The 21,957-nt window shown below is 31.7% G+C and carries 29 protein-coding genes and 1 tRNA gene; 22 read left to right on the top strand and 8 right to left on the bottom strand.

The window, feature by feature from the left end; all coding sequences use genetic code 11:
* Position 1 precedes the first annotated feature (1 nt).
* The 6 genes from ACY3JO_RS02875 (at position 2) to ACY3JO_RS02850 (ending at position 3,105) form a co-directional block, all read left to right on the top strand.
* Positions 2-418, top strand: coding sequence for a putative zinc-binding protein (locus ACY3JO_RS02875; RefSeq protein ID WP_463085318.1), 417 nt, complete (start codon positions 2-4; stop codon positions 416-418).
* Positions 419-435: 17 nt separating this feature from the next.
* Positions 436-672: a 4Fe-4S dicluster domain-containing protein gene (locus ACY3JO_RS02870; RefSeq protein WP_463085317.1), complete on the top strand. Its 237-nt coding sequence runs from the start codon at positions 436-438 to the stop codon at positions 670-672.
* The gene (locus ACY3JO_RS02865) at positions 669-1,022 is read left to right on the top strand and encodes a heterodisulfide reductase subunit A-like protein (protein ID WP_463085316.1); all 354 of its coding nucleotides are present in this window, start codon (positions 669-671) and stop codon (positions 1,020-1,022) included. The genes ACY3JO_RS02870 and ACY3JO_RS02865 overlap by 4 nt, the downstream gene beginning before the upstream one ends.
* Positions 1,023-1,160: 138 nt before the next feature.
* A complete protein-coding gene (locus tag ACY3JO_RS02860) occupies positions 1,161-1,646 on the top strand; it encodes a flavodoxin (RefSeq protein WP_463085315.1) in 486 nt (161 codons plus the stop codon).
* 18 nt (positions 1,647-1,664) lie between these two features.
* The gene (locus tag ACY3JO_RS02855; RefSeq protein WP_463085314.1) at positions 1,665-2,060 is read left to right on the top strand and encodes a MerR family transcriptional regulator; all 396 of its coding nucleotides are present in this window, start codon (positions 1,665-1,667) and stop codon (positions 2,058-2,060) included.
* 22 nt (positions 2,061-2,082) lie between these two features.
* Entirely contained in the window at positions 2,083-3,105 is a 1,023-nt protein-coding gene (locus ACY3JO_RS02850) for an aldo/keto reductase (protein WP_463085313.1), read from the top strand.
* Positions 3,106-3,165: 60 nt separating this feature from the next.
* Here the strand turns inward: ACY3JO_RS02850 and ACY3JO_RS02845 are convergent, their stop codons facing one another.
* Positions 3,166-3,597, bottom strand: a complete 432-nt coding sequence (locus ACY3JO_RS02845; protein WP_463085312.1) for a hypothetical protein — start codon at positions 3,595-3,597, stop codon at positions 3,166-3,168.
* Between the two features lie 177 nt (positions 3,598-3,774).
* Between ACY3JO_RS02845 and ACY3JO_RS02840 the strand changes: the two genes are divergently transcribed.
* From ACY3JO_RS02840 to ACY3JO_RS02820, 5 genes are all read left to right on the top strand, one after another.
* Positions 3,775-4,725: an AEC family transporter gene (locus tag ACY3JO_RS02840; protein WP_463085311.1), complete on the top strand. Its 951-nt coding sequence runs from the start codon at positions 3,775-3,777 to the stop codon at positions 4,723-4,725.
* Between the two features lie 35 nt (positions 4,726-4,760).
* Positions 4,761-4,847 (top strand) — tRNA-Leu (locus tag ACY3JO_RS02835).
* 21 nt (positions 4,848-4,868) lie between these two features.
* Complete coding sequence (locus ACY3JO_RS02830; RefSeq protein WP_463085310.1) at positions 4,869-5,075, top strand: hypothetical protein; 207 nt, start codon at positions 4,869-4,871, stop codon at positions 5,073-5,075.
* A 12-nt stretch (positions 5,076-5,087) separates the two neighbouring features.
* Positions 5,088-5,414, top strand: a complete 327-nt coding sequence (locus tag ACY3JO_RS02825) for a YbjQ family protein (protein WP_463085309.1) — start codon at positions 5,088-5,090, stop codon at positions 5,412-5,414.
* A 142-nt stretch (positions 5,415-5,556) separates the two neighbouring features.
* A complete protein-coding gene (locus ACY3JO_RS02820; RefSeq protein WP_463085308.1) occupies positions 5,557-7,428 on the top strand; it encodes a carbohydrate binding domain-containing protein in 1,872 nt (623 codons plus the stop codon).
* Between the two features lie 39 nt (positions 7,429-7,467).
* Here ACY3JO_RS02820 and ACY3JO_RS02815 read toward each other — a convergent pair whose 3' ends face one another.
* On the bottom strand, positions 7,468-8,172 hold the full coding sequence (locus ACY3JO_RS02815; RefSeq protein ID WP_463085307.1) for a polysaccharide deacetylase family protein: 705 nt from the start codon (positions 8,170-8,172) through the stop codon (positions 7,468-7,470).
* Between the two features lie 93 nt (positions 8,173-8,265).
* A complete protein-coding gene (locus ACY3JO_RS02810) occupies positions 8,266-9,003 on the bottom strand; it encodes an MBL fold metallo-hydrolase (protein ID WP_463085306.1) in 738 nt (245 codons plus the stop codon).
* A 131-nt stretch (positions 9,004-9,134) separates the two neighbouring features.
* Here ACY3JO_RS02810 and ACY3JO_RS02805 point away from each other — a divergent pair, with 131 nt between their 5' ends.
* The 10 genes from ACY3JO_RS02805 to ACY3JO_RS02760 all read left to right on the top strand — a co-directional run bounded on the left by ACY3JO_RS02805 (position 9,135) and on the right by ACY3JO_RS02760 (position 16,112).
* Complete coding sequence (locus ACY3JO_RS02805) at positions 9,135-11,054, top strand: ABC transporter substrate-binding protein (RefSeq protein WP_463085305.1); 1,920 nt, start codon at positions 9,135-9,137, stop codon at positions 11,052-11,054.
* Positions 11,055-11,189: 135 nt separating this feature from the next.
* Positions 11,190-11,474, top strand: coding sequence for an autorepressor SdpR family transcription factor (locus tag ACY3JO_RS02800; protein WP_463085304.1), 285 nt, complete (start codon positions 11,190-11,192; stop codon positions 11,472-11,474).
* Positions 11,467-12,138: an SdpI family protein gene (locus tag ACY3JO_RS02795; RefSeq protein WP_463085303.1), complete on the top strand. Its 672-nt coding sequence runs from the start codon at positions 11,467-11,469 to the stop codon at positions 12,136-12,138. The genes ACY3JO_RS02800 and ACY3JO_RS02795 overlap by 8 nt, the downstream gene beginning before the upstream one ends.
* Before the next feature lies 1 nt (position 12,139).
* Positions 12,140-12,343 (top strand): PLD nuclease N-terminal domain-containing protein, encoded by a 204-nt coding sequence (locus ACY3JO_RS02790; RefSeq protein ID WP_463085302.1) that lies wholly within the window; start codon positions 12,140-12,142, stop codon positions 12,341-12,343.
* Complete coding sequence (locus tag ACY3JO_RS02785) at positions 12,340-13,233, top strand: ABC transporter ATP-binding protein (RefSeq protein WP_463085301.1); 894 nt, start codon at positions 12,340-12,342, stop codon at positions 13,231-13,233. Before ACY3JO_RS02790 ends, ACY3JO_RS02785 begins: the two co-directional genes overlap by 4 nt.
* Entirely contained in the window at positions 13,230-14,000 is a 771-nt protein-coding gene (locus ACY3JO_RS02780) for an ABC transporter permease subunit (protein ID WP_463085300.1), read from the top strand. Before ACY3JO_RS02785 ends, ACY3JO_RS02780 begins: the two co-directional genes overlap by 4 nt.
* Before the next feature lie 20 nt (positions 14,001-14,020).
* Complete coding sequence (locus tag ACY3JO_RS02775; protein ID WP_463085299.1) at positions 14,021-15,178, top strand: glycosyltransferase; 1,158 nt, start codon at positions 14,021-14,023, stop codon at positions 15,176-15,178.
* Between the two features lie 53 nt (positions 15,179-15,231).
* Positions 15,232-15,567, top strand: a complete 336-nt coding sequence (locus ACY3JO_RS02770) for a hypothetical protein (RefSeq protein WP_463085298.1) — start codon at positions 15,232-15,234, stop codon at positions 15,565-15,567.
* A gap of 61 nt (positions 15,568-15,628) precedes the next feature.
* Positions 15,629-15,841, top strand: coding sequence for a hypothetical protein (locus tag ACY3JO_RS02765; RefSeq protein WP_463085297.1), 213 nt, complete (start codon positions 15,629-15,631; stop codon positions 15,839-15,841).
* Positions 15,795-16,112 carry a hypothetical protein gene (locus ACY3JO_RS02760; protein ID WP_463085296.1) on the top strand — a complete coding sequence of 106 codons (318 nt, stop codon included), beginning with the start codon at positions 15,795-15,797 and terminating at the stop codon, positions 16,110-16,112. Before ACY3JO_RS02765 ends, ACY3JO_RS02760 begins: the two co-directional genes overlap by 47 nt.
* Before the next feature lie 248 nt (positions 16,113-16,360).
* Here the strand turns inward: ACY3JO_RS02760 and ACY3JO_RS02755 are convergent, their stop codons facing one another.
* A complete protein-coding gene (locus tag ACY3JO_RS02755) occupies positions 16,361-16,519 on the bottom strand; it encodes a hypothetical protein (protein ID WP_463085295.1) in 159 nt (52 codons plus the stop codon).
* Positions 16,520-16,818: 299 nt separating this feature from the next.
* Here ACY3JO_RS02755 and ACY3JO_RS02750 point away from each other — a divergent pair, with 299 nt between their 5' ends.
* Positions 16,819-18,387, top strand: a complete 1,569-nt coding sequence (locus tag ACY3JO_RS02750; RefSeq protein ID WP_463085294.1) for an FMN-binding glutamate synthase family protein — start codon at positions 16,819-16,821, stop codon at positions 18,385-18,387.
* A gap of 46 nt (positions 18,388-18,433) precedes the next feature.
* Here ACY3JO_RS02750 and ACY3JO_RS02745 read toward each other — a convergent pair whose 3' ends face one another.
* From ACY3JO_RS02745 to ACY3JO_RS02730, 4 genes are read right to left on the bottom strand one after another with little or no spacing between them, the layout of a single operon-like run.
* Positions 18,434-20,176 carry a sensor domain-containing diguanylate cyclase gene (locus ACY3JO_RS02745; protein ID WP_463085293.1) on the bottom strand — a complete coding sequence of 581 codons (1,743 nt, stop codon included), beginning with the start codon at positions 20,174-20,176 and terminating at the stop codon, positions 18,434-18,436.
* Between the two features lie 7 nt (positions 20,177-20,183).
* The gene (locus ACY3JO_RS02740; protein WP_463085292.1) at positions 20,184-20,786 is read right to left on the bottom strand and encodes a chemotaxis protein CheC; all 603 of its coding nucleotides are present in this window, start codon (positions 20,784-20,786) and stop codon (positions 20,184-20,186) included.
* Position 20,787: 1 nt separating this feature from the next.
* Positions 20,788-21,156, bottom strand: a complete 369-nt coding sequence (locus ACY3JO_RS02735) for a response regulator (RefSeq protein ID WP_463085291.1) — start codon at positions 21,154-21,156, stop codon at positions 20,788-20,790.
* On the bottom strand, positions 21,153-21,866 hold the full coding sequence (locus ACY3JO_RS02730; protein WP_463085290.1) for a sensor histidine kinase: 714 nt from the start codon (positions 21,864-21,866) through the stop codon (positions 21,153-21,155). The genes ACY3JO_RS02735 and ACY3JO_RS02730 overlap by 4 nt, the downstream gene beginning before the upstream one ends.
* Positions 21,867-21,957 lie beyond the last annotated feature (91 nt).

The raw sequence follows: 21,957 nt of genomic DNA, 5'->3' as shown, positions 1-21,957 counted from the left end.
TATGCCTAAAAATAGATGGCAAATTTTACCACATTGTGTTTCAGAAGCTGATAATCTTGATATTATTGTAACTTGCGATGGTGCATCCTCCGTAGGTCAAATAGGAAACGAGGTAGCAATTAAACTAACTAAGGAGCATGAAAATGCAAGGATGTGTTGTTTATCAGCTATTGCTGCTGGTTCAAAAATACATGTGGATATAGCCAAGAAAGCAAGAAAACTAATAGTAATAAATGGATGTCAATTAGAATGTGCGTCGAAAATTATAAGAAACAATGGTATAGAGCCTACCTATGAAATAACTATTGCCAAAGAAGGTATAGAGAAAGTACCCACATTAGATTTCGACGATGAGGATGTAGAAAGAATAGCAAATAAAATTACTCAAGAGGTTTTAAAGAAATCAGTAATAAGATAAAAGGGAGGTAAAGAGGTATGTCCAAAACTTGGTATCCTGTAATTAATTATGAAAAATGTATTGGATGTCTTGCTTGTGTAAATTTCTGTCCTCATGGGGTGTATGAAGAAAAAGATGGAAAACCATATGTAGTACATCCCGAAGAGTGCGTAGACTTTTGCAAAGGCTGTTTAAAAGGAGCCTGTCCAGTTGGAGCTATTAGCTTTGTAGGTGATAAAGTAAAAATCATGCTTGATGGAGGTGAAATAATATGAAAGGATTACTTCTTTGTGTATGTCAAGGTACTTGTCCATCCTTCCAAAATATGAACATTTTTGAAATTCTTAATACTATAAGAAGAGAGGGACTTGTTGACTTTGTAGCCATACATCCTCAACTTTGTGCAGATGATGGAGACAATTTTCTATCTACTCTTGCTAAAAGTAATGGGAATATTGAAAAACTTTATGTAGCAGGTTGCGATCCAAAGATGCAAACAAAAATGTTTAGAGATGCTTTTGAAAGAGCAGGGTTTGATAGAACAAAACATGTAGGAGTAGATATAAGAAATATGAACACAGAACAAGCCCTCGAGGCTATAAGAAAACTAATAAAGGAATCATAAAATACTATTTTACTGAAAATCTTTTAAAACCCTCCCCTAAAAAAAGGGGAGGGTTTTATTTTTTATATCATTCTTCTTTACTTAGAGTTTGCTCTAAGGTTTATAATTAAATCAAATTTAAAAAGGAGAAGTGAAAATATGAATCAAAAAGTTCTTATTGTATATTATAGCTGGTCTGGAAATACTCGTAAGATAGCTGAAATCATACATAAATATGTGGATGGAACCATAATTGAGATACTCCCTGAAAAACCTTATCCAAAGTCTTACAATGATACAGTTCAACAGGCTAAAAAAGAAATCAGAGAAGGATATAAACCTCCTATAAAAAACAAAATTGATAATATAGATGATTATGATATTATATTTGTAGGTACACCTAATTGGTGGAGTAGTATAGCACCTCCTATTGCGACTTTTTTATCTCAATATAATTTCTCAGAAAAAACTATTATACCTTTTTGTACTCATGGTGGGGGTGGAAGGGGAAGAATTGTAGAAGATATAACAAAGCTTTGCAATAATGCAAAAATTTTAAATTGTTTTTCTATATATGGTGGTGAATCAAGGGATTTAGAAAATAAAGTTGTAGAATGGCTTAAAAAGATTGGATTATTAAAATAAAGTTGGGAGGGATTTTTTATGAAGATAAAAGAAGTAAGTGAAAAATATGGAATTTCTAAAGATACATTAAGATACTACGAGAAGATAGGATTAATTCCTCGTGTAAAACGTAATAAAAATGGAGTTAGAGAATATACAGAAGCAGACTGCAAATTAATTGAACTTATTAAATGTATGAGAAGTGCAGGTGTAGAAATAGAAGCATTGGTAAAATATGTGAAGCTTCTTCAAGAAGGTGATTCTACTATAGAAGCAAGAAAGAAAATCTTGATAGAGCAAAGAGAAAAGCTTATAGCAAATCTTGAGGCAATTCAAAAGGCAATAGATAAACTTAATTTTAAGATTGAATCTTACGAGAGTCTTCTTTTATCCTTAGAAAGAGAGTTTAAGAAAGAAAAAATAACATCAAAGTAAAAAAGAAGGAGGACTTGGTAAAATGAAGCGCAGAAGACTTGGAAGGACAAATATTGAGGTTTTTCCTATAGCCTTTGGAGGAATACCTATCCAGAGAGTAAATGAAGAAAATGCAGTGAAAATTGTAAAAAGAGCCATAGAACTTGGAATTAATTTAATTGATACTGCAAGAGGATATACAGATAGTGAGATTAAAATTGGAAAAGCCTTAAAAGATGTTGATAAAAAAGTATACTTATCATCAAAATCTGCAAATAGAACTAAAGATGGAGTATATGAGGATGTAAAAATAAGTCTTAAAAATTTAGGTGTTGATAAAATTGATATCTATCATATTCATGGTGTCAATGATAGAGATACCTTTGAAAAAATTTTTAAACCTGATGGTGCATATTTTGGACTTTTAAAAGCCAAGGAGGAAGGTCTTATAGATTTTATAGCAGTATCCAGCCACAGTAATGATATATTGGCAGAATTAATTATTACAGATAAATTTGATATTATACAGGTTAGCTATAACTTTATAGAAACAGAACCGGAAGAAAAGGTTTTTCCTCTTGCTCTGGAAAGAGATATAGGAATAATCGCTATGAAACCTATGGCGGGAGGAGTCCTTCCTAATCCAAGTTTATCATTAAAATTTGTGCTCCAGAAGGAGTTTTTGGTGCCAGATCCCGGAATAGAATCTATAGAAGAACTTGAAGAAGATGTAAAGATAGCAATGGATCTTACACCTTTAACTGATGAGGAATGGGAAGAAATTGAGAAAACAAGAAGAGAAATAGGATCTACATTCTGTAGAAAATGCGATTATTGTCAGCCTTGTCCTCAAGGAATACCCATTTCTACAATTATAAGAGCGGATTCATTTTTAAGAAGACTTCCAGATTCAACTATAAGACAGGGATGGTTTTATGATGCTTATTTGAAAGCTCAAAATTGTACAAAATGCGGAATATGTACTACAAGATGTCCTTATAAGCTGAGCATACCAGATCTTATAGAAAAGAATGTAGCATTAGTAAAAGAATATTTAGGAGAATAAAAAAGGAGGAAGCCATTTTTGACTTCCTCCTCATCCATATCTTATTAATACTAAAATTAATTAGTTAGTCTTAAGATTTAAACAAGGACAATTTTGATAATTTTGGAATCCTCTTCTACCACCTCTAACAATATTATTCCAAGAAGAATTTTGTAAATTTAGTACTTCTTTTCCATCAACAGTCACTTTTACTGCTTTAAACACATTAGTAACTAGAGATACAAAACTTTCAACTTCTATTTTACTTCCTACTTTCAAATCCTCAATTTGCAGCCAAGCAGGACCTAAAATTACTTCTTTGTCTCCAGATGCTGTTTTTATCGTTACTGTAAGTGCTGGAGCATTTGTAATTTTGCTTACTGTACCAGATATCTTTATAAGTTGAACATTTACATTAGTCAAATAGCTACCAAACTTTGGCCCATAAGCATAAGCTAATGAGAAAACACTAAGTATCACCAAACTTAAAATTACTAAACTTTTGAACTTCATAACACTGCACCTCCATTTTTATTTTTTTCAAGGTTACCCTTGAGATTGAAAATAATTTTAGAAGTACAAACTTAGATAAAAATTAGAAAAAACTTAAAAATTGCTTAGAAAATTTTCACTTTATTTAAAAATTTTTCTGTGATAAGTTATTTAAAATAAAAGAAAAAAGGAAGGACTATGAGTACATTTTTATCAGCAATACAAGGAGTTTTAGAAATAGTCATAATCTTAATAGTTGGATATTTCTTATCTAAAAAGGGCTGGTTTGATATAAATACTGCAGACCTTTTCGCTAAACTGGTTTTGAACTTATCACTTCCACTAAATATGATTGTTAATCTTACTACTTTTTTTAAAAGAGAAGATTTAATCCATTCTGCTAAGGGACTCATTATTCCATTTTTATCTATCATTATCTCTTACATTATAGGATATAACTTAGCCCTTATATTTAAAACCAATAAATATAGAAGAGGACTATTGGCAGGAATGTTTTCTCTTTCTAATTCCATATTTATAGGTCTTCCTATGTCTCAGGCTCTTTTTGGAGAAATAGCTACTCCTTATACCCTTCTCTACTATATGGCAAATACAACTATATGGTGGACTATAGGTGTTTATGGCATTATATTAGATACTCAAGAAAAAATAGGTAAAGGAACTTTTTATATGGAAACATTAAAAAGAGTATTTAATCCCCCTTTTCTTGGATTTCTTATAGGTGTAATTCTTATCTTTTCCAATTTAAAAATACCTCCTTTTATCTTTGATAGCTTTAAAATGATAGGAAACCTTACTACTCCGTTATCTCTCTTTTACATAAGTATTATTATTTATCAAATGGATTTTAAAAAATTTAATCTTGATAAAGATACAATCATCACATTCACAGGAAGATTTATAGTAACACCCTTATTAGTAATAATTTTGAATTATTTTATTCCTCTTCCAAAACTTATGAGAGATGTTTTTGTCATAATGTCTGCCATGCCTGTAATGGTAAATTCTGCCATAGTCTCAAGAATATATGGGGGAGACTATGAATTTCCTGTAGTCATGATAACCTATACCACCCTTCTAAGTATTATAATCATGCCGTTCTACATGGTCTTAATTAAAATCATTTAGGGTTTATGATAAAATATAATATCATAAAACTTTTTGCGGATGTGGCGGAATGGCAGACGCGCAAGATTCAGGATCTTGTGGGGAAATGCCCCGTGGGGGTTCAAGTCCCCCCATCCGCACCAAATAAAATAGGGGGTATAAAGATGTTAGAAAAAATTTCCTACCTCATTCTTTTAATCATAATTCTCGCATGGATAATAGCTATAATTTTAGGTTTCATCATGGCTTTTCCTGTTGGCATAATAGGTCTTTTAGTAATTTTAGCTATGGGACTTCTATTTATAAAAGTATTAAAAGATAAATTTACAAGTAAAGGCGAAGAAGAAAAATATAAAGATATTAAATGGTAGGAGGTGTATATTATGATTATAACCACTATAGATTTTATTCCCGGATATGAGATCACAGAAATACTTGGAATTGTTAAAGGAAGTTCCGCAAGGGCAAGACATTTAGGAAAAGATATTTTAGCAAGTTTACGAAATATTGTAGGTGGAGAAGTGGTAGAATATACAAAATTAATTGGAGAAGCAAGAGAACAAGCTATAGATAGAATGATAAAAGAAGCAAAAAGACTTAATGCAGATGCAATAATTGGAGTTAGATTTGGTACAACTCAAATCATGCAAGGTATTGCAGAAATACTTGCTTATGGTACAGCTGTGAAAATAAAGAAAAAGGAAGTATAGTTGACAAAATTCTTTTAATATTATATAATTTCAAAGAGAAACTAAAAATGGGGAGGTGACCTTTAAGATGATTTAAATAATATAAAATAAACTGTTTACTTTTTAGTTTCTTTCAAAAAGAAATATTTAGGGGGAAGTAAGTATGAAAAAGAATCTATTAAAAATCACCTTAAGTATTCTCTTAATGGTATTAATAGCTGGCTGTGCTCCAAAAGCACAAGCCCAACCTCAAGGTGAAAATCTTTTATCAAATGGAGATTTCTCAAAACCTCTAATCTATATATCTGAATCCTACCCTGAACTGCCAGATGGAAATTTTGATACACAAGGAACATGGTTATTTAGAACAGGAGATGGTGCTTCCGCAAATGGCAAAGTAGAAAATGGAGTATTAAAAGTAGAAATAACAAATGGAGGACCAAATTCCTGGTCAGTACAAGTGCTACAATCACCAATAAAGATAGAATACTTAGGAATATATGAGGTAAGCTTTGAGGCATGGGCAAGCAAAAATAGAAGAATAGGTGTAAAAGTGGGAGGAAACGCAAACAGAGGATGGACACCATATAACCCAGGTCCATCTGGACAGGTAGACCAATCAGGGGGATATGCTATAAATATAACTACCACAAAACAAACCTACACTTTTCAATTCAAGATGGTTTATGATACAGATGAGAGAGCAAGATTTGAATTTCAATTAGGTCAAGATAATGGGACAATTTATATTGATAATGTAAGACTTGTCAAAATTGACACTGCTGAACCTCCTGCTCCTCCACCAGCATTAGGACAAAAATATTGGTACAAATTAGAATGGGAAGAAAACTTTGATTCCCTTGATGAAAATCTATGGAGCTTTGAAATTGGAAATGGACACGCCAATGGGATTCCTGGATGGGGTAATGGTGAGCTTGAATACTACAAGAAAGAAAATGCATGGGTAGAAAATGGAGTTTTAGTAATAGAAGCGAGAAAAGAAACTGCTTCTGATCAATATGGTACATATAACTATACATCTGCAAGAATGAAGACTCAAGGTAAATTCAATGTCAAATTCGGTAGAGTTGAATTTAGAGCAAAGCTTCCAAAAGGAAAGGGAATATGGCCTGCCCTTTGGATGCTTGGAGAAGACATTACACAAGTCGGATGGCCTACTTGTGGAGAAATAGATGTGATGGAACTTTTAGGGCATGAACCCAATAAAGTTTACGGTACAGTACATGGTCCTGGATATTCTGGAGCAAGTGGAAAAGGAAGTAATTATACACTATCCTCAGGAGACTTCTCTGAAGATTTTCATATCTTTGCTATAGAATGGGATCCAATTGGAATATCTTGGTATGTTGATGAAACTAAATTCTTCACCATAACAAGACCGGAGATAGAACTTTATGGAAACTGGGTATTTGACCATCCCTTCTTTATCATAATGAACGTGGCAGTTGGTGGATATTGGCCCGGATATCCAGATGAAACTACCGTATTTCCACAAAGAATGTATGTAGATTATATAAAGGTATATAAAGGTGTAACAATGGAAGAAATAAATAACGGTGACTTTAGCTTCCCATTCACCAATGATCAAACAAATTGGCCTGACGATTGGTTCTTATGGTATGGATCACCTTATGGAATGGGAGGTACAGCAACAGCAGATATTGATACTACTAATAAGATTGTCACTATAAATGTGGAAAATTACGGCTGGGATTCTTGGCATGTACAATTCAATCAATGGGTAGGACTTACAAAAGGAAAAACCTATAAACTTACCTTCCAAGCAAAGGCAGATAATGCAAGAGACATAAATGTAAAATTCCTCCATCCAACAACATATGCTCTTTATGCAAATCAAAGCTTCAATTTAACCAATGATTGGCAAACCTTTGAATTACAATTTACCTACAATGCTGATTATCCTGTAGCAAATCTATCCTTTGAGCTTGGAAAAACACAAAATCCAGCAACTGGAAATGTATATTTTAAAGATATCAAATTAGCATCTCAATAAAATTTCTCAGGTGGGAGGATTTTATCCTCCCACCTTCATTTATGGTTCTACATAAACCCAAAGTTTATTTTTATACTTAGGATCTTTAGGATCTATACCCTTCCTCTTAAATAATTCACTTAAAGTAACAAACTCATACCCTTGCTTCTTAAGTTCTGGTATTATGATATCAAGGGCTTCTGGAGTTGGATGGGGTTCTGGCTGTACATCGTGAAGAAGAATAATTGCCCCATCTCTTACCCCTTTTAAGACGTTGTTTGCTATATTCTCTGGAGTTCTATCACATCCAAACCAATCAAATCCAATCACTCCACTTACAAAAGGCATATCTATCACATCAAACATGGTCTTACTAATAGCCAAATTGGGTGGTCTAAAAAATAACGGTTTCTTACCTGTATATTTTTCTATTACTTCATTTGTACGAGCAATTTTATCTAATATTTCTTTTGGATCAGCTTTATCAAGGGGATTATAGTCCCAAGAATGATTCCCATATTCACAACCAAGGGAAAGGGCTTTATCAATTACTGATTTTGTAGTATCATTTATCCTAAATCCTACCACAAAAAGGGTTGCCGATACCCCATATTTTTCTAGCCTATCAAGTACACGTGGTGTAAGTTTTGTATCAGGTCCATCATCAAAGGTAAGAGCACAAATCTTACTAGTATTTTGTACCGCAGAATTCATAGAAAAGAGACCTAAAGTGATTAAGATTAATGAAATAAATAACTTTTTCATAAACTACCCCCTTATTTAATAATAAAACATTTGCATAAACATTTTTCTGAAATTCTATAACAAAACTCTTCCACAGTCAATCCTTCTTTAATTTTACCTTATGTTATCTGGATTATACACAAGAGTTGCTTTACCATAAGTAACATAAAGGCCTCCAAAATTACCATAGGGGTATGGTTCACCCTTAAGCTCTCCTGATATAACTTTTTCTACTGCCTTTATCAAATCAAGAAGGTAATCACTGGAATAAGGCGTCATATTACATTGAGAAAGGTGCCCATTATATATTTTCTCAAATTCATCAATTCTTTCACGTAACTTATATAAACTCTGAAGATATGAAGTTAATGGCAAACATCCCGAAAGCTGTAACCAGGTATGCCCTGCTCCCAAAGCATCACCACTAAAAAGAAGTTTATTTTCTTTATCTAATAAAACAATTGAACCCGGGGTATGTCCTGGTACTTCAATAACCTCTAATTTTCTATCACCTAATTCCAAGAGTTCTCCATCTTTCATATTTTTAATCCTATCTGTCTTTATATTCATGCCAAAAATCTCTAATATTTTGAAGTCTTTATGATTCATGTAAACTTCATCAAATTGATCTATTTGCATAATATGGTCCCAATGAGCATGAGATACAACAACCTTTAATGGATTTTTAGTAATATTTTCCACAAAAAATCTAAGATCACCTTCTCCCATACCTGTGTCAAAAAGTACACTTTCCTTTTCTCCCTCTATTAAGTACATGCTATCATTCCTATAATCCGAAATATGCCAAACTTTTGGTTCAACAAGGGTAGAAACATATTCGTTTTTTTCCATCTTTAAACCTCCTCTTAAGACTTTTTATTTATTATAGATTAACGATTATTTATTAATTTGACAAAAAAAATTTTTTGTATAAAATATTATTAAAACGTTTGTATAAGCATTTCAATAAGGGGGGTTTATTTATGAGGAAAATTCAATGGATTGCACTTCTTTTAATCCTGTTAACCTTACTAAGTAATGGGCTTCTTGCCCAGAAAAAATACAAGGAATCACCCATGCTTGAATCTCTTGTAAAACAAGGAAAAATTCCACCTGTAGAACAAAGACTCCCCAAAAATCCTGTAGTAATAAAGCCTTACGAGGAAATTGGGCAATATGGAGGAACATGGAGAAGAGCATGGCTTGGACCTGGAGATAGATGGGGAATAGCAAGATTATCAATATCAGCTGCAAACCTATTAAGATTTAGCTCTGATGGTAAAAAAGTGTTGCCATGGCTTGTAGACAAATATACCATATCTCCTGATGGGAGAATATATACTTTCCATATAAGAGAAGGAATTAAATGGTCCGATGGTACCCCATTTACAACCGATGATGTAATATTCTGGTATGAGGATATTATTTGCAATAAAGAATTAACACCAACTATGCCAGCCCAATTTACATCCTCCAAGGGAGAGATTGCAAAGTTTGAAAAAATAGATACATATACTTTTAGAATTATATTTCCAGAGTCTAAACCCTTATTCATTTATGATATTCCTGCTCAAGGATGGTATATTGACAATACTTATGGCTCTCTTTCATACTATGCTCCTAAGCATTATTTAAAACAATTCCATCCTAAATATACATCTCAAGATGAATTGGATAAGCTTGTAAAAGCTAGTGGTTTCAATAAATGGTATGATCTTTTCAAATTCAAGGCTGACTGGTTACAAAACCCTGATCTTCCAATGACATCCCCATGGAAAGTAGTGAGCAAATCCACTAATGACCCAGTATTTATCATGGAAAGAAATCCATACTACTTTGCTGTAGATCCTCAAGGAAATCAATTACCATATATAGATCGTATAGCACATTATTTAGTCAGTGATGCTGAAATGGTAAACATGAAAGCAGTAGCAGGCGAACTTGACATGATGGATAGACATATAAGACTTTCTAATTATACTCTATTCATGCAGAATAAGGATAAGGGAAATTACAGAATAATTCGTTGGAGATCAGCTGTGGGTGCTGATCCAGCTATATACCTAAATCAAAATGTAAAAGATCCTGTAAAGAGAAAACTATTCCAAGATGTAAGATTCAGACAAGCCTTATCCCTTGCTATAAACAGGGATGAAATAAACAAAATCCTTTATTTAGGACTTGGAACTCCAATGCAGGCTGCAATACCTAAAGGAGCATCCTATTACGATCCAGGATGGGAAAAAGCCTATGCTCAATACGATCCTCAAAGAGCAGGAAAATTACTTTATCTTATGGGACTTAAAGTTGGAAAAGATGGCTTTAGAATAGGACCAGATGGAAAACCTATAGAATTAATAGTAAGCTTTACAACATATCCTGGAAATGCCAATATTAACGTGATGGAATTAATAAAGAGTTACTGGGAAGCAATCGGAGTAAAAACTATAATTAAACAAATAGACAGAAGCTTATATACCACTAATTGTAACTCTGGAGATATAGAAATTGGAGTCTGGGTTATGGATAGATGTTCTAACTTCATTCTCAGTCCTGGAAGAATTTTAGGTACTATAACAGATGGTCCTTGGGCACCTCTTTATGCTAGATGGTATTGGACAAAAGGAAAAGAAGGAGAAGAACCAACAGGAGATATAAAGAAACTATATGATTTATGGGATGAAGTCAATCAAACCATGGACGCCAAAAAGAGAGATCAACTTATTAGACAGATTGTAAGTCTACATAAGAAGAATATATGGATTATTGGTACTGTTGGGGCTCTTCCACAATTAGTAATAGTTAAAAATAATTTTAGAAATGTACCAGAAGATCTAATCAGCGATGCTCCTCTTTTCACTCCTCTAAATGCATTCCCAGAACAATTTTTCATAAAACAATAAGTATCTAAATATATAAAACTTTCATCGTGTGGGGAGGACTAAGGTCCTCCTCTTTTTTTATCTTTCCTTTTCAACTCAAAAGATTTATGTTAAAATACATTTAGATATTTATCTAAATAATAAAAATGTTAAAGTATGAGGTTTGATCTTTTATTCAAGGCATTAAGTGATGAGACAAGAAGAGAGATATTAAAAATACTCTCCGAAAGAGACATGACTGCAGGAGAGATTGCTGATAGATTTCAAAAATCATGGTCTACTATTTCCCACCATTTAGAGATATTAAAACAGGCAGAGCTCATTACTGATGAAAAGAGAGGAAAATATATTTTCTATTCCCTAAATACCACTGTATTTCAAGAGATTATTATGTGGTTTATGGACAATTTCAAAAAGGAGGATAAAAAAACAAATGTATAGTTTAAAAGGCTCTATAAAAAAGGATATAACAATTATTATATTAATTATCCTTATGTTTATTATTGGAATCTTTTTCTATCCTTATTTTCCTGAAAAAATCCCAATGCATTGGAACTTTAAAGGAGAAATAGATAGATATGGCTCAAAATTCGAAGGGCTTTTTGGCATACCTTTAATGAGTCTTGGTTTTTATTTATTACTTTTAGTACTTCCTTATTTGGATCCCAAAAAGGAAAATTATCAAAAATTTGAAAAAGTATATCAGATAATAAAATATGCCTACATCTTTTTGTTATTTACACTACAGATGGCGATCATTATAGTTACCTTAGGAGGTTCTAAGGATTTAATACCTAAAATAACACCAACCTTAGCTGGGCTTCTTTTCATAATCATAGGAAACTATATGCCAAGAATAAAGCCAAATTGGTTTGTAGGAATAAGAACCCCTTTGACCTTATCCAATGAAGAGGTATGGAGAAGAACCCATAGATTTGGAGGATATATATTTATTATTGGTGGAGTACTTATTATATTTGCAGGCTTTCTATCCCCACTTATGAATTTAATAATTCTCATATTATCAATACTTCTTATAGTTTTAAGTACCACTCTTTATTCCTTTATCCTTTACCAGAAATTAGAAAGAAAGGAGAAAAGCTAAAATGGAATCTTTAACTAAAAATTTACCCCTATTATTACCCCTCATTATTACACAGATAATCTTTCAGCTTACAGCATTAAATGATTTAATAAAGAGAAACAAAGAAGAAATAAGATGGGAAAATAAAATTCTTTGGATAATCATAATCTTGACCTTTGGTACATTAGGACCCATTTTATATTTTATCTTTGGGAGAAAATCATGAATATAATTGAAACTTTTAACCTTTGTAAATATTACAAAAACAAAAAGGCCTTAGATAATCTTAATTTAGAAGTGCCGTATGGAATTATCTTTGGATACTTAGGACCAAATGGTGCAGGAAAAACAACCACTATAAGACTGTTATTAAATCTGGCAAAACCGACTTATGGTTACGCAATAATTATGGGAGAAAATATATTAAAAAGTAATAATTATTTAAGAAAAATTGGATTTTTACCAGATGTTCCTAACTTTTACAATTACTTTACAGCTAAAGAACACTTGGAAATATTAGCCGAGATATTAGGAGTAGATAAAAAAAGAGTAGATGAAGTATTAGAATTGGTCGATTTGAAAAATGAGAAGAAAAGAATTGGTACATTTTCAAGAGGTATGAAACAACGCCTTGGTATTGCTCAAACATTGCTCCATGATCCTAAACTTTTAATATTAGATGAACCTACATCAGCCCTTGATCCTCAAGGCAGAAAGGAAATATTAGATCTAATTAAATCTCTAAAAGGCGGAAAAACTATATTTTTTTCAACCCACATTCTCTCTGATGTAGAAAAAATATGTGATAGTGTAGCCATAATAAAGGATGGAAAACTTCTTCTTAATGAGAAGGTAGAGGAACTAAAAAAGAGATATGCTAAAAGATTGATCACTATTGAAGTAGATAATAAAGATATACTATTGGAAAAACTTATAGATAAACCTTGGGTTATAAATATTACAACTCACAATAAAAGCTTATTATTAAATATCAATAATATATCTATGGCACAGAAAGAAATTCCCAAAATTGTTTCTGAGAATAACCTCTCATTAATACATTTTGAATTTCTTGAACCTACTATTGAAGACATATTCTTTGAGGTGATATCATGATCTGGAAATTGATGAAAAAGGAACTAAAAGAGTTCTTAAAAACAGGAAAAATTTATGTTCTCCTCTTCTCCCTCCTATTCTTTGGAATTTCAAGTCCCATAATTGCTAAATTTACACCAGAAATAATAGAAAATCTTTTCAAAAATCAAGAAATACAAGGCTTTATAATACAACTACCTCCTCCTACTTGGAAAGATGCTTTTATGCAGTTTTTCAAAAATTTAAATCAGATAGTATTTCTTATTGTAGTTTTACTTTTCATAGGATGTATATCTGAAGAGAAAAATAAAAATACAGCAAGTATCTTTATTGCTTTAGGCATTGATAGAAAAAAATGGGTACTTTCTAAATTCCTTTTTCAAATAATAATAACCTACTCCTTTCTATCAATTTCCTTCATAGCTTGTGCCTATTACACCTATTTTCTTTTTTCAAAATTTCCTATACAAAATTCTCTCTCAGCTATGTTGCTATATTTTATCTACATCTTTTTTATTTTATCAATTATTATCTTCTCAAGCTCCTTAGGCAACAACTTTATCCAATCAGCAGGCATTTTCTTAGGAATATTTATTATTTTTAATCTTCTTTCCATATTCCCCAATATTGATCCGTACAATCCTATGTTCCTCTCTTATTTACAAAATGAATGGATTTTAAAAAGTGTAATATGGAAGGATGCATTAAAAAATATAATTTTCACTCTCATATATTCTTTCATCTTATTAATATCAGGAATAATATCTTTTGAAAGAAAGGAACTTTAAATGCTATAATCTATCTTACTATGATAGTAGGATTATTTAATGATTCCTTTCCTCCAGTAATAGATGGAGTGGCTATTACAGTAAAAAACTATGCATATTGGATGAACAAGAAATATGGTATATCCTATGTCATTACCCCCGCATACCCTAAATATAAAGATAATGAAGAATTTGAAGTTATTAGGTACTTTTCATTACCTCTCATATTTAGACCCCCGTATAGACTTGGAATTCCTTTTTTAGACATTAATGCAATGAAAAAAATTGAGAAAATTCCTTTTGATATAATACATGCTCATTCTCCTTTTTCCACAGGAGTCTTAGGGTTATATATAGCAAAAAAGAAAAAAATACCTATAGTAGCTACCTTTCATACAAAATATTATGATGATTTCAAATCCGCAACAAAATCTGATCTTATAAGCGAAATAGCAGTAAAATTAATAGTAGAATTTTATAACCAAGTAGATGAGGTTTGGACAGTAAATCGTTCTACTGCAGAAACTTTAAGGTCATATGGCTTCAAGAAAGATATAAAAATAATGCCTAATGGAACTGATTTTATTCCTCCTGAAAATCCTCAAGAATATAGAGAAAAAATAAATAAAATTCATAATTTAAAAGAAGGTGAATTTTTATTTCTTTTTGTAGGACAAATAATCAAGCAAAAAAATATAGAGCTATTATTAATATCCTTTAAAATACTAAAAGAAAGGGGGTATTCTTTTAAAGCCATTCTTATAGGGACAGGTAAGGATGAGAAATATTTTAAAGATCTAACATATAAACTTAATCTTCAAGAAAATATAATATTTACCGGAAAAATCTTAGACAGAGAACTTTTAAAAGCTTACTATGCAAGGGCTGATTTATTTACATTCCCGTCTCTCTATGATACCTCTGCGATTGTCCTTCAAGAGGCTTCAGCTATCAAATGCCCCTCCTTGGTTATTGAGAATTCAAATATATCAGAAGAAATTATAGATGGGTATAATGGCTTCTTATCCCAGAATGATCCATATATTTATGCTGAGAAAATTTCACAAATAATCTCTGACAGAAAAAGATTAAAATCTGTTGGTGAAAATGCTCAAAAAACCCTTTATAAGCCATGGGAAAAGATTGTTAATAAAGTAGTAGAAAGATATAAAGAGATATTAAACTCTAAAAAGAGGTAAAAATAAAATTGGAGAGAGTCAGTAAATTCATGTAAGAAAATAAATTATCAGCCATGCTCATTAAGAAACAACCCAATTTTTCATGGATAAAAGCAGGGGGATTAAATTTTGTAGGAATTGCTACAGAGACAGGAGTTACATCAGTATTAATTACTGAAAAATATCAATTTGTGATAGCTAATAAAATTGAGGCACGAAGAATGAAAGATGAAGAAGTAGGAGATATTGGCTTTGAAATCCTTGAATATGAATGGTATGAGGATAAAGAGATGGAAATAGTAAAAAACATGGTCAAAAATGGAGAAATAGGATGTGATATATTTCTTCCTGGCACCCAACTTGTAGAAAATTCTTTTAGAAAACTTCGTTTTGAACTTACAGAAGGATAAATAGAAAGATATATGTTCTTAGGAGAAAAATTATCAAGAATTGTAGAAGAAGTACTAATGTATGAAACAAAACCTGGGGGATAAAGAAATAGAGGTAGCAGGAAAAATATCCGCTAAATTATGGCAAGAAGGAATAGAACCTACAGCTTTTATGGTTTCATCTGATGAAAGAATTAAAAATTATAGACATCCCATATCCAAAAATAAAAAAAATAGAAAATTATGTAATGGCTTCAGTAAATGCTCGATACAAAGGCTTAATTGCCATTATTAAATGTATGGTATATTTTGGAGACTTACCTGAAAGTCTAAAGAAGCAATATAGAGATAATGTAGAAATCGAATGCATTATGATTTTTAAAACTAAGATTGGAGAAGAAATGAGAGTTCGAGTATTATCAGCTATAGAAGAGTATGAAAAAAGAGGATATAAAGATGAATGGAAATTGCATCACCAAGAAGGATCTCTGGGATATTATCCCAGAGAAATAAGAGTAACTCCATCAACTACAGTGGGAGTTTTGAAGAATCAAGCCTTTTGTTAGAACCCTTCCATTTCAGGAAACAAATCAGAAGATAGCTTTATTGTTACAGAAAAAGGTCCCCTTAGGATTACAAAACCAGTTTATATTTACCACTATAACTCTGGAAATAGAGGGAATAAAATTTGTTAAACCTGATATTTTAGTTATTTCTTAAGAGGGAAATTTAGTAAAAGTAAATGTTTACGAAATAAATAAGGGAAGCCTTTAGGCTTCCCTTATTTTGATATGGTAATGGGGGTAGGTGACCTCTATACAATCCTTGATGTTAAATAGTTTACTATAGGAGATTCAATTATTGAATACTCAACTTCTAAATTTTTTACATTTCTTTCTTCCTTCTTCATAACTTTTAATTCTTTCTCACTTAATGTTGGAATTATATTAACCTGTTTAAGGATTGCTTTCATTATGCATCCCTCCTTTTTCATTATTTTCAAGGATCATTATAATTTACTCGTGTTAATATATATTTAAAACTTAATTAAATTTACTTTAAGCAAATTTAAGCATAAATTAAAGTAAAATAGTTACATTAAGACTTTTATTATAAAAATTAATCATCCATTTACAAAAATCTGCATTAATATTTAAGGCAATAGCTTTCCTTTGTATGCTTTAAAAATTAATGTTGACAACATAATTATACAAATGTTAGAATAACTCAAAATTAATTCCTGAAAACTCTTTTGGGGAGGTGCGTAATTTTATGTCTTTTTCAAAACCTAATTTCTCAGAAGCTACCTTGACCCGCCTACGTTTAAAAGATTATTCCCCATTTAGTGGAATGTGTGTCACCTGTTTGGATGGATGTCCTGGATATTGTGAAATTGCAAAATCAGCGGTAAGAGGAAGAGAATATATTTATCCAAAGCCCTACGGAAAAGTAACATCAGCCTCTGAAAAAGACTACCCAATAGATTTTTCCCACTTCAATATCAATGGTACCTGTGTTGGAGCTCAAGGAGTAGAGCCAGATCCTGATAAAGCAACTTTTCCTGCCGTAGATATAGAGACAAAAATAGGTGACATTAAATTGAGAGGACCATGGTTTACTACAGGTCTTGGCTCTACCTTCATCGCAAGGGACAACTGGGAAGGCGTTGCTATTGGATCTGCACTTTTCGGCACAATGGTAGGAGTCGGCGAAAATGTATGTGGTGTAGATCCAGATGCTGAATTCAAGAATGGAAAAGTTATAAGATCTCCGGAAATGGAAAGAAGAATTAAATTATTTAAAGAATGGCAAAAAGATGGCTATGGTGGAGTTATAGTTCAAGAAAATGTAGAAGATTCAAGACTCGGTACATTAGAATATGTGATTGAAAGTTTAGGAATTGATTTTGTAGAGATAAAATGGGGACAAGGGGCAAAGGACATCGGAGGAGAAATAAAACTTTCTGATATTAAAAGAGCAAAACAATTAAAAGATAGAGGATATATTGTTTTCCCAGATCCAGATGATCCTATAATTCAAGAGTTATTTGCAAAAGGCGGAATTAAGGAGTTTGAGAGACATTCAAGACTTGGTATGGCTTCAGTAGAAGGATTTGTAAAAAGAGCAGAAGAACTTAGAAAAAGAGGAGCCAAATATATATCATTAAAAACAGGAGCTTACAGGCCAAAAGATCTTGCCCTTGCTTTAAGAGCAGCATCTGAAGGAAAGGCAGATTTACTAATTGTAGATGGTGCTGGCGGTGGAACTGGAATGAGTCCATGGAGAATGATGAATGAATGGGGTATTCCTACTGTTTACTTAGAAGCTTTAACTTACAAATATGCAAAGATGTTAGCAGAAAAAGGAAAACATGTACCTACAATAGCCATAGCTGGTGGATTTACATTAGAAGATCATATCTTTAAAGGCCTTGCATTAGGGGCTCCATATGTAAAACTTGTGGCTATGGGAAGAGCTACCCTTACCGCAGCAATGGTAGGAAAAACTCTTGGAAACTTAATAAAGAGCGGAAATATACCAAAAGATTATGCAGAGTATGGTAATGATGTGGAAGAGATTTTCACTGCTGTTGCAGAGATGAAAAAGATACTTGGAGAAGATTGGAAGAAAGTACCACCTTCTGCACTTGCAGTTTATGGATACTTTGATAGATTAGCTGTTGGTTTGAAGCAATTTATGGCAGGTGCAAGAAAATTTAAGCTTGAACTTATTTCAAGAGATGATATAGTAGCTCTCACAAAAGAAGCTGCAGAAGTTACAGGTATAACTTATGTAATGGATCTTGATCATGAGGAAAGTATGAAGATTCTATTTGATTAAGAAATTAAAGAGGGGATAGGGATAATTTTTTAATCCTTATCCCCTCTTATCCTTTTAGTTTCTCTTTTTTAATTCTTTTTTGTTCATACATAAGTTCATCAGCTTTTTGAAGAAGATCTTCTAAAGAAACAGGATCCTTAGGATCATAGATAGCAATTCCAACACTTAGAGATATTTTATAAGGTCTTAATCTTTTACTATTAAATTCATCTACTTTTCCAAGAAGTCTTTTAATTATTACTTCTTTATGATTTTCTTCTCCAATAATACCCATAACCACAAATTCATCTCCACCAACCCTTGCTAAAAGGTCATTCTGCCTAAAGGTCTCTCTCAAAATATTAGCTAAATCAATAAGCGCTTGATCACCCATCTGATGACCATATTTATCATTTATCTCTTTCATGAAATCAAGATCAATAAACATAATAAATATGTTTTTATTTAATCTGTTGGCTATAGAAAAGGTATGCTCTGCCAAAGTCATAAAGCCACGTCGATTGTAAAGATCTGTTAGAGCGTCAGTTATGGAGAGTAACTTTAATTCCTCTTCTAACTTCTTCCTATAAGTTATATCAAGAATTGATAGAAGTATTGATTTTTTACCTTTATAAAAGACATTAACCATAGAGATCTCTAAATATGCTATTTCATTATTTATTTTTCTTATTCTAATTTCATCTATTATATATTCGAAAGTGTTTTCTAATATCTGATTATATCTTTCCATAAATCTATTTTTGTCTTCTTCATAGATATATTTTGTAAAATCACTTAGAGTTTCAAGTCTTGATGGGTAACTCAGGATCTCAATAAACCTTGAATTAGTATATATAAATTTTTCATCTTGCAACAAAGAAACACCAGTAAGGGATTGCTCTGCTAATACTCTATATCTGGTCTCAGATTCCCTTAATGATTCTAATAGCTCAATATTTTCGAAGATTATAGCAGACTGCATAGCAATTGTTTCTAAATTAAGAATATCTTCTTCTTTAAAAGCATTCCTTTCGAGAGCTTCTATAACTAATATACCAAATACCTTCTCTTTACCTAATATAGGAATAGCTAAGACAGAATTCGATGATGGATTAACACATTTTATATCTGTTTCTTTAGTATAAGGTATATAAATAGTTCTTCTTTCACTAACAACTCTTTTTAAAATACAAGAAGGATTCTCCAAATTATTAGAATAATCTAATACATTTCTTGTGGATCTTTTAAGAAGAAAATTATCCTCTTTTATCAAAAAAAGATAAACATAGGGAGCATTACTTATTTTTACAACTCCCTCAAAAAGTTTATCTAACAATTCTTCTCTATTTAGCGTAAAAATGGATTTTTGAATATCATTTAAGATCTTCAAATTTCTTATTTGCTTTTTGTTATTTTCCTCCCTTTTCACCCTATCTGTTACATCCTCAATTACTGTTATAACGCCTTTTACTTCGTTTCCTTCCAAAAGCGGAAAGATTTGGACAGTCTGTTGCATATACATGTATTCTTTATCCTTTATTTCTATAGGAATAAGATATTTATGTAATCTTTGAGAAAGAATAACAGAAGTTCCTTGTAATACTTGACGAAAATAGTTTTCAAATTTTTTAATCTCGGGAATTTCATCAAAAATATTTTTGTTAATTATTTTTTCTCTTCTTATCCTTGTATTTACCTCAAGCCATTTATTCCAGAACAAAACTTTAAATTCAGTATCTGTAATGAAGATACCCCATATACTGTACTCTTCAAGCCACGTAGTAAGACCGTTTAGAAAAAGCTCTTTCATAATCTATTTATCCAATCTTTTCAAGACTTTCCAAAAGTTTTTCTAAGGAAGATACTCCCAAAACTATTACCAAATATCCCTTTATACTGCTATCTTTTACCTTGAATTGGGTTATAGCTATTAAAGCATATTTTAACTCTTGTTGAGAGATTACAAGAGTATCAAGCATTACATTGAGCGCTTCTAAATGGATCTTAGGAACAGAAAAGGTAATATGAAGTTGCAATAGATTTCCAAACATACCAAGACAGGCATTAAGTAGAATATTTCCTATCTCCATCAATACTTCCTTTAAAGATGGTGTCATATAATCAACTTCCACATCCTCTCCTGATACAAGACTTGCAAGTCTTATAGCCCCTTGATGATCTAAAAGAAGAAGGGCATCACCTGATACAGGTCCTGAGAATATTTGATGTACTGTAGCTACATCACCATTTATTTCTTTTAAAAGCCTCTCTTGCAATTCTTCAATAGGAATAACATCAACCTTGGGTGGTTCTAATATAATTCTGTCCCCTGTAAGCTCTGAAAGAGAAGCTGCAGTCCTTGAAAAGGCAATATTGATAAGCTCAGAAAGAGCATCCTTTTGGTTTTCATTCAAGATCATTTTAGCCCCCTGAAATATTCTTAAGTATATTTATAACCTCTTCTTCAATAACCGGTTTATTTAAAAAAGCAAAAGCACCTTTCTGCATAGCAAGTTCTTTTGTCTGTTTTTGTATATCAGCTGATACTACAACCACTTTTGTATTCTCATTGATTTCTTTAATCTTTTCACAAAATCTTATTCCAGAAACCTTTGGCATTGAAATATCAAGTATCAAAACATCTGGTTTAAGATCGGATGCTTTTAATAAAGTTTCTTCTCCATCCCCTGCCTCTGCAATTACCTCTATGTCCCCAACATCCTTTAAAAGAGATTTAATACCTTCTCTTACCAAAGTATGGTCATCTGCAATTATAACTTTTATACTCATATATTTCTCTCTAAAGGAATATTAATTTTTATTTCTGTACCCTTTTGGATTTCACTTTTAATCTCAATTCTTCCGTTAAGAAGTTCAACCCTTTCCTTTATACCAAGAAGCCCCAAAAACCTCCCTTTACTAATATCCTTAAAAACCTGTTTTATATCAAATCCTTTTCCATTATCTTTAATAAATATTTCAATTTCATCATCTTCTTGTATTACTTTTAATGAAACCTCTGTAGCTTCGGCATGTCTCACAACATTAGTTAGACCTTCTTGAATTATTCTGAAGATAGTTATAGAAAAATCTTTAGGAATACCCTTTTGTTCAAGTTTCAAGGAGAGTTCTATATTTAGATTATTTTTTTCCTTAACTTTATCTACGAGCCATTTTATAGCCGAAAGTAGTCCTAAATCATCAATAAGGGAAGGTCTTAAGTTTAAAGAAATATCTCTTACCTCTTCTATAGCTCTATTTATTAAATTTATATTTTCTTCTATTTGCCCTTCAAAGTCTTTGCCTATTTTTCTCTTTAATAATTCCAGGTTAATCTTTATAGCAGTAAGTATTTGCCCTATTTCATCGTGTAACTCTCTTGCAATCTTTTTTCTCTCTTCTTCTTGAGCTTTGATTAAATATCTGCTAAGATTTACTAAATCACTACTGTCCTTTGAGTTTTCAAAAGATTTTTCTTTTTCCGAAGATATAATCTTCACCCCTTTATTATTTATTTCTTAAAAACTTATATAATAAATTATAACTAATTTCAATTCACTATAACTATGTTATTCACCTTAGTATGGATAG

The organism is Dictyoglomus sp. LHC4, assembly GCF_055181355.1.
Note: the sequence above shows the minus strand (reverse complement) of the source record. Positions and strands in the feature narration are given on the sequence as shown.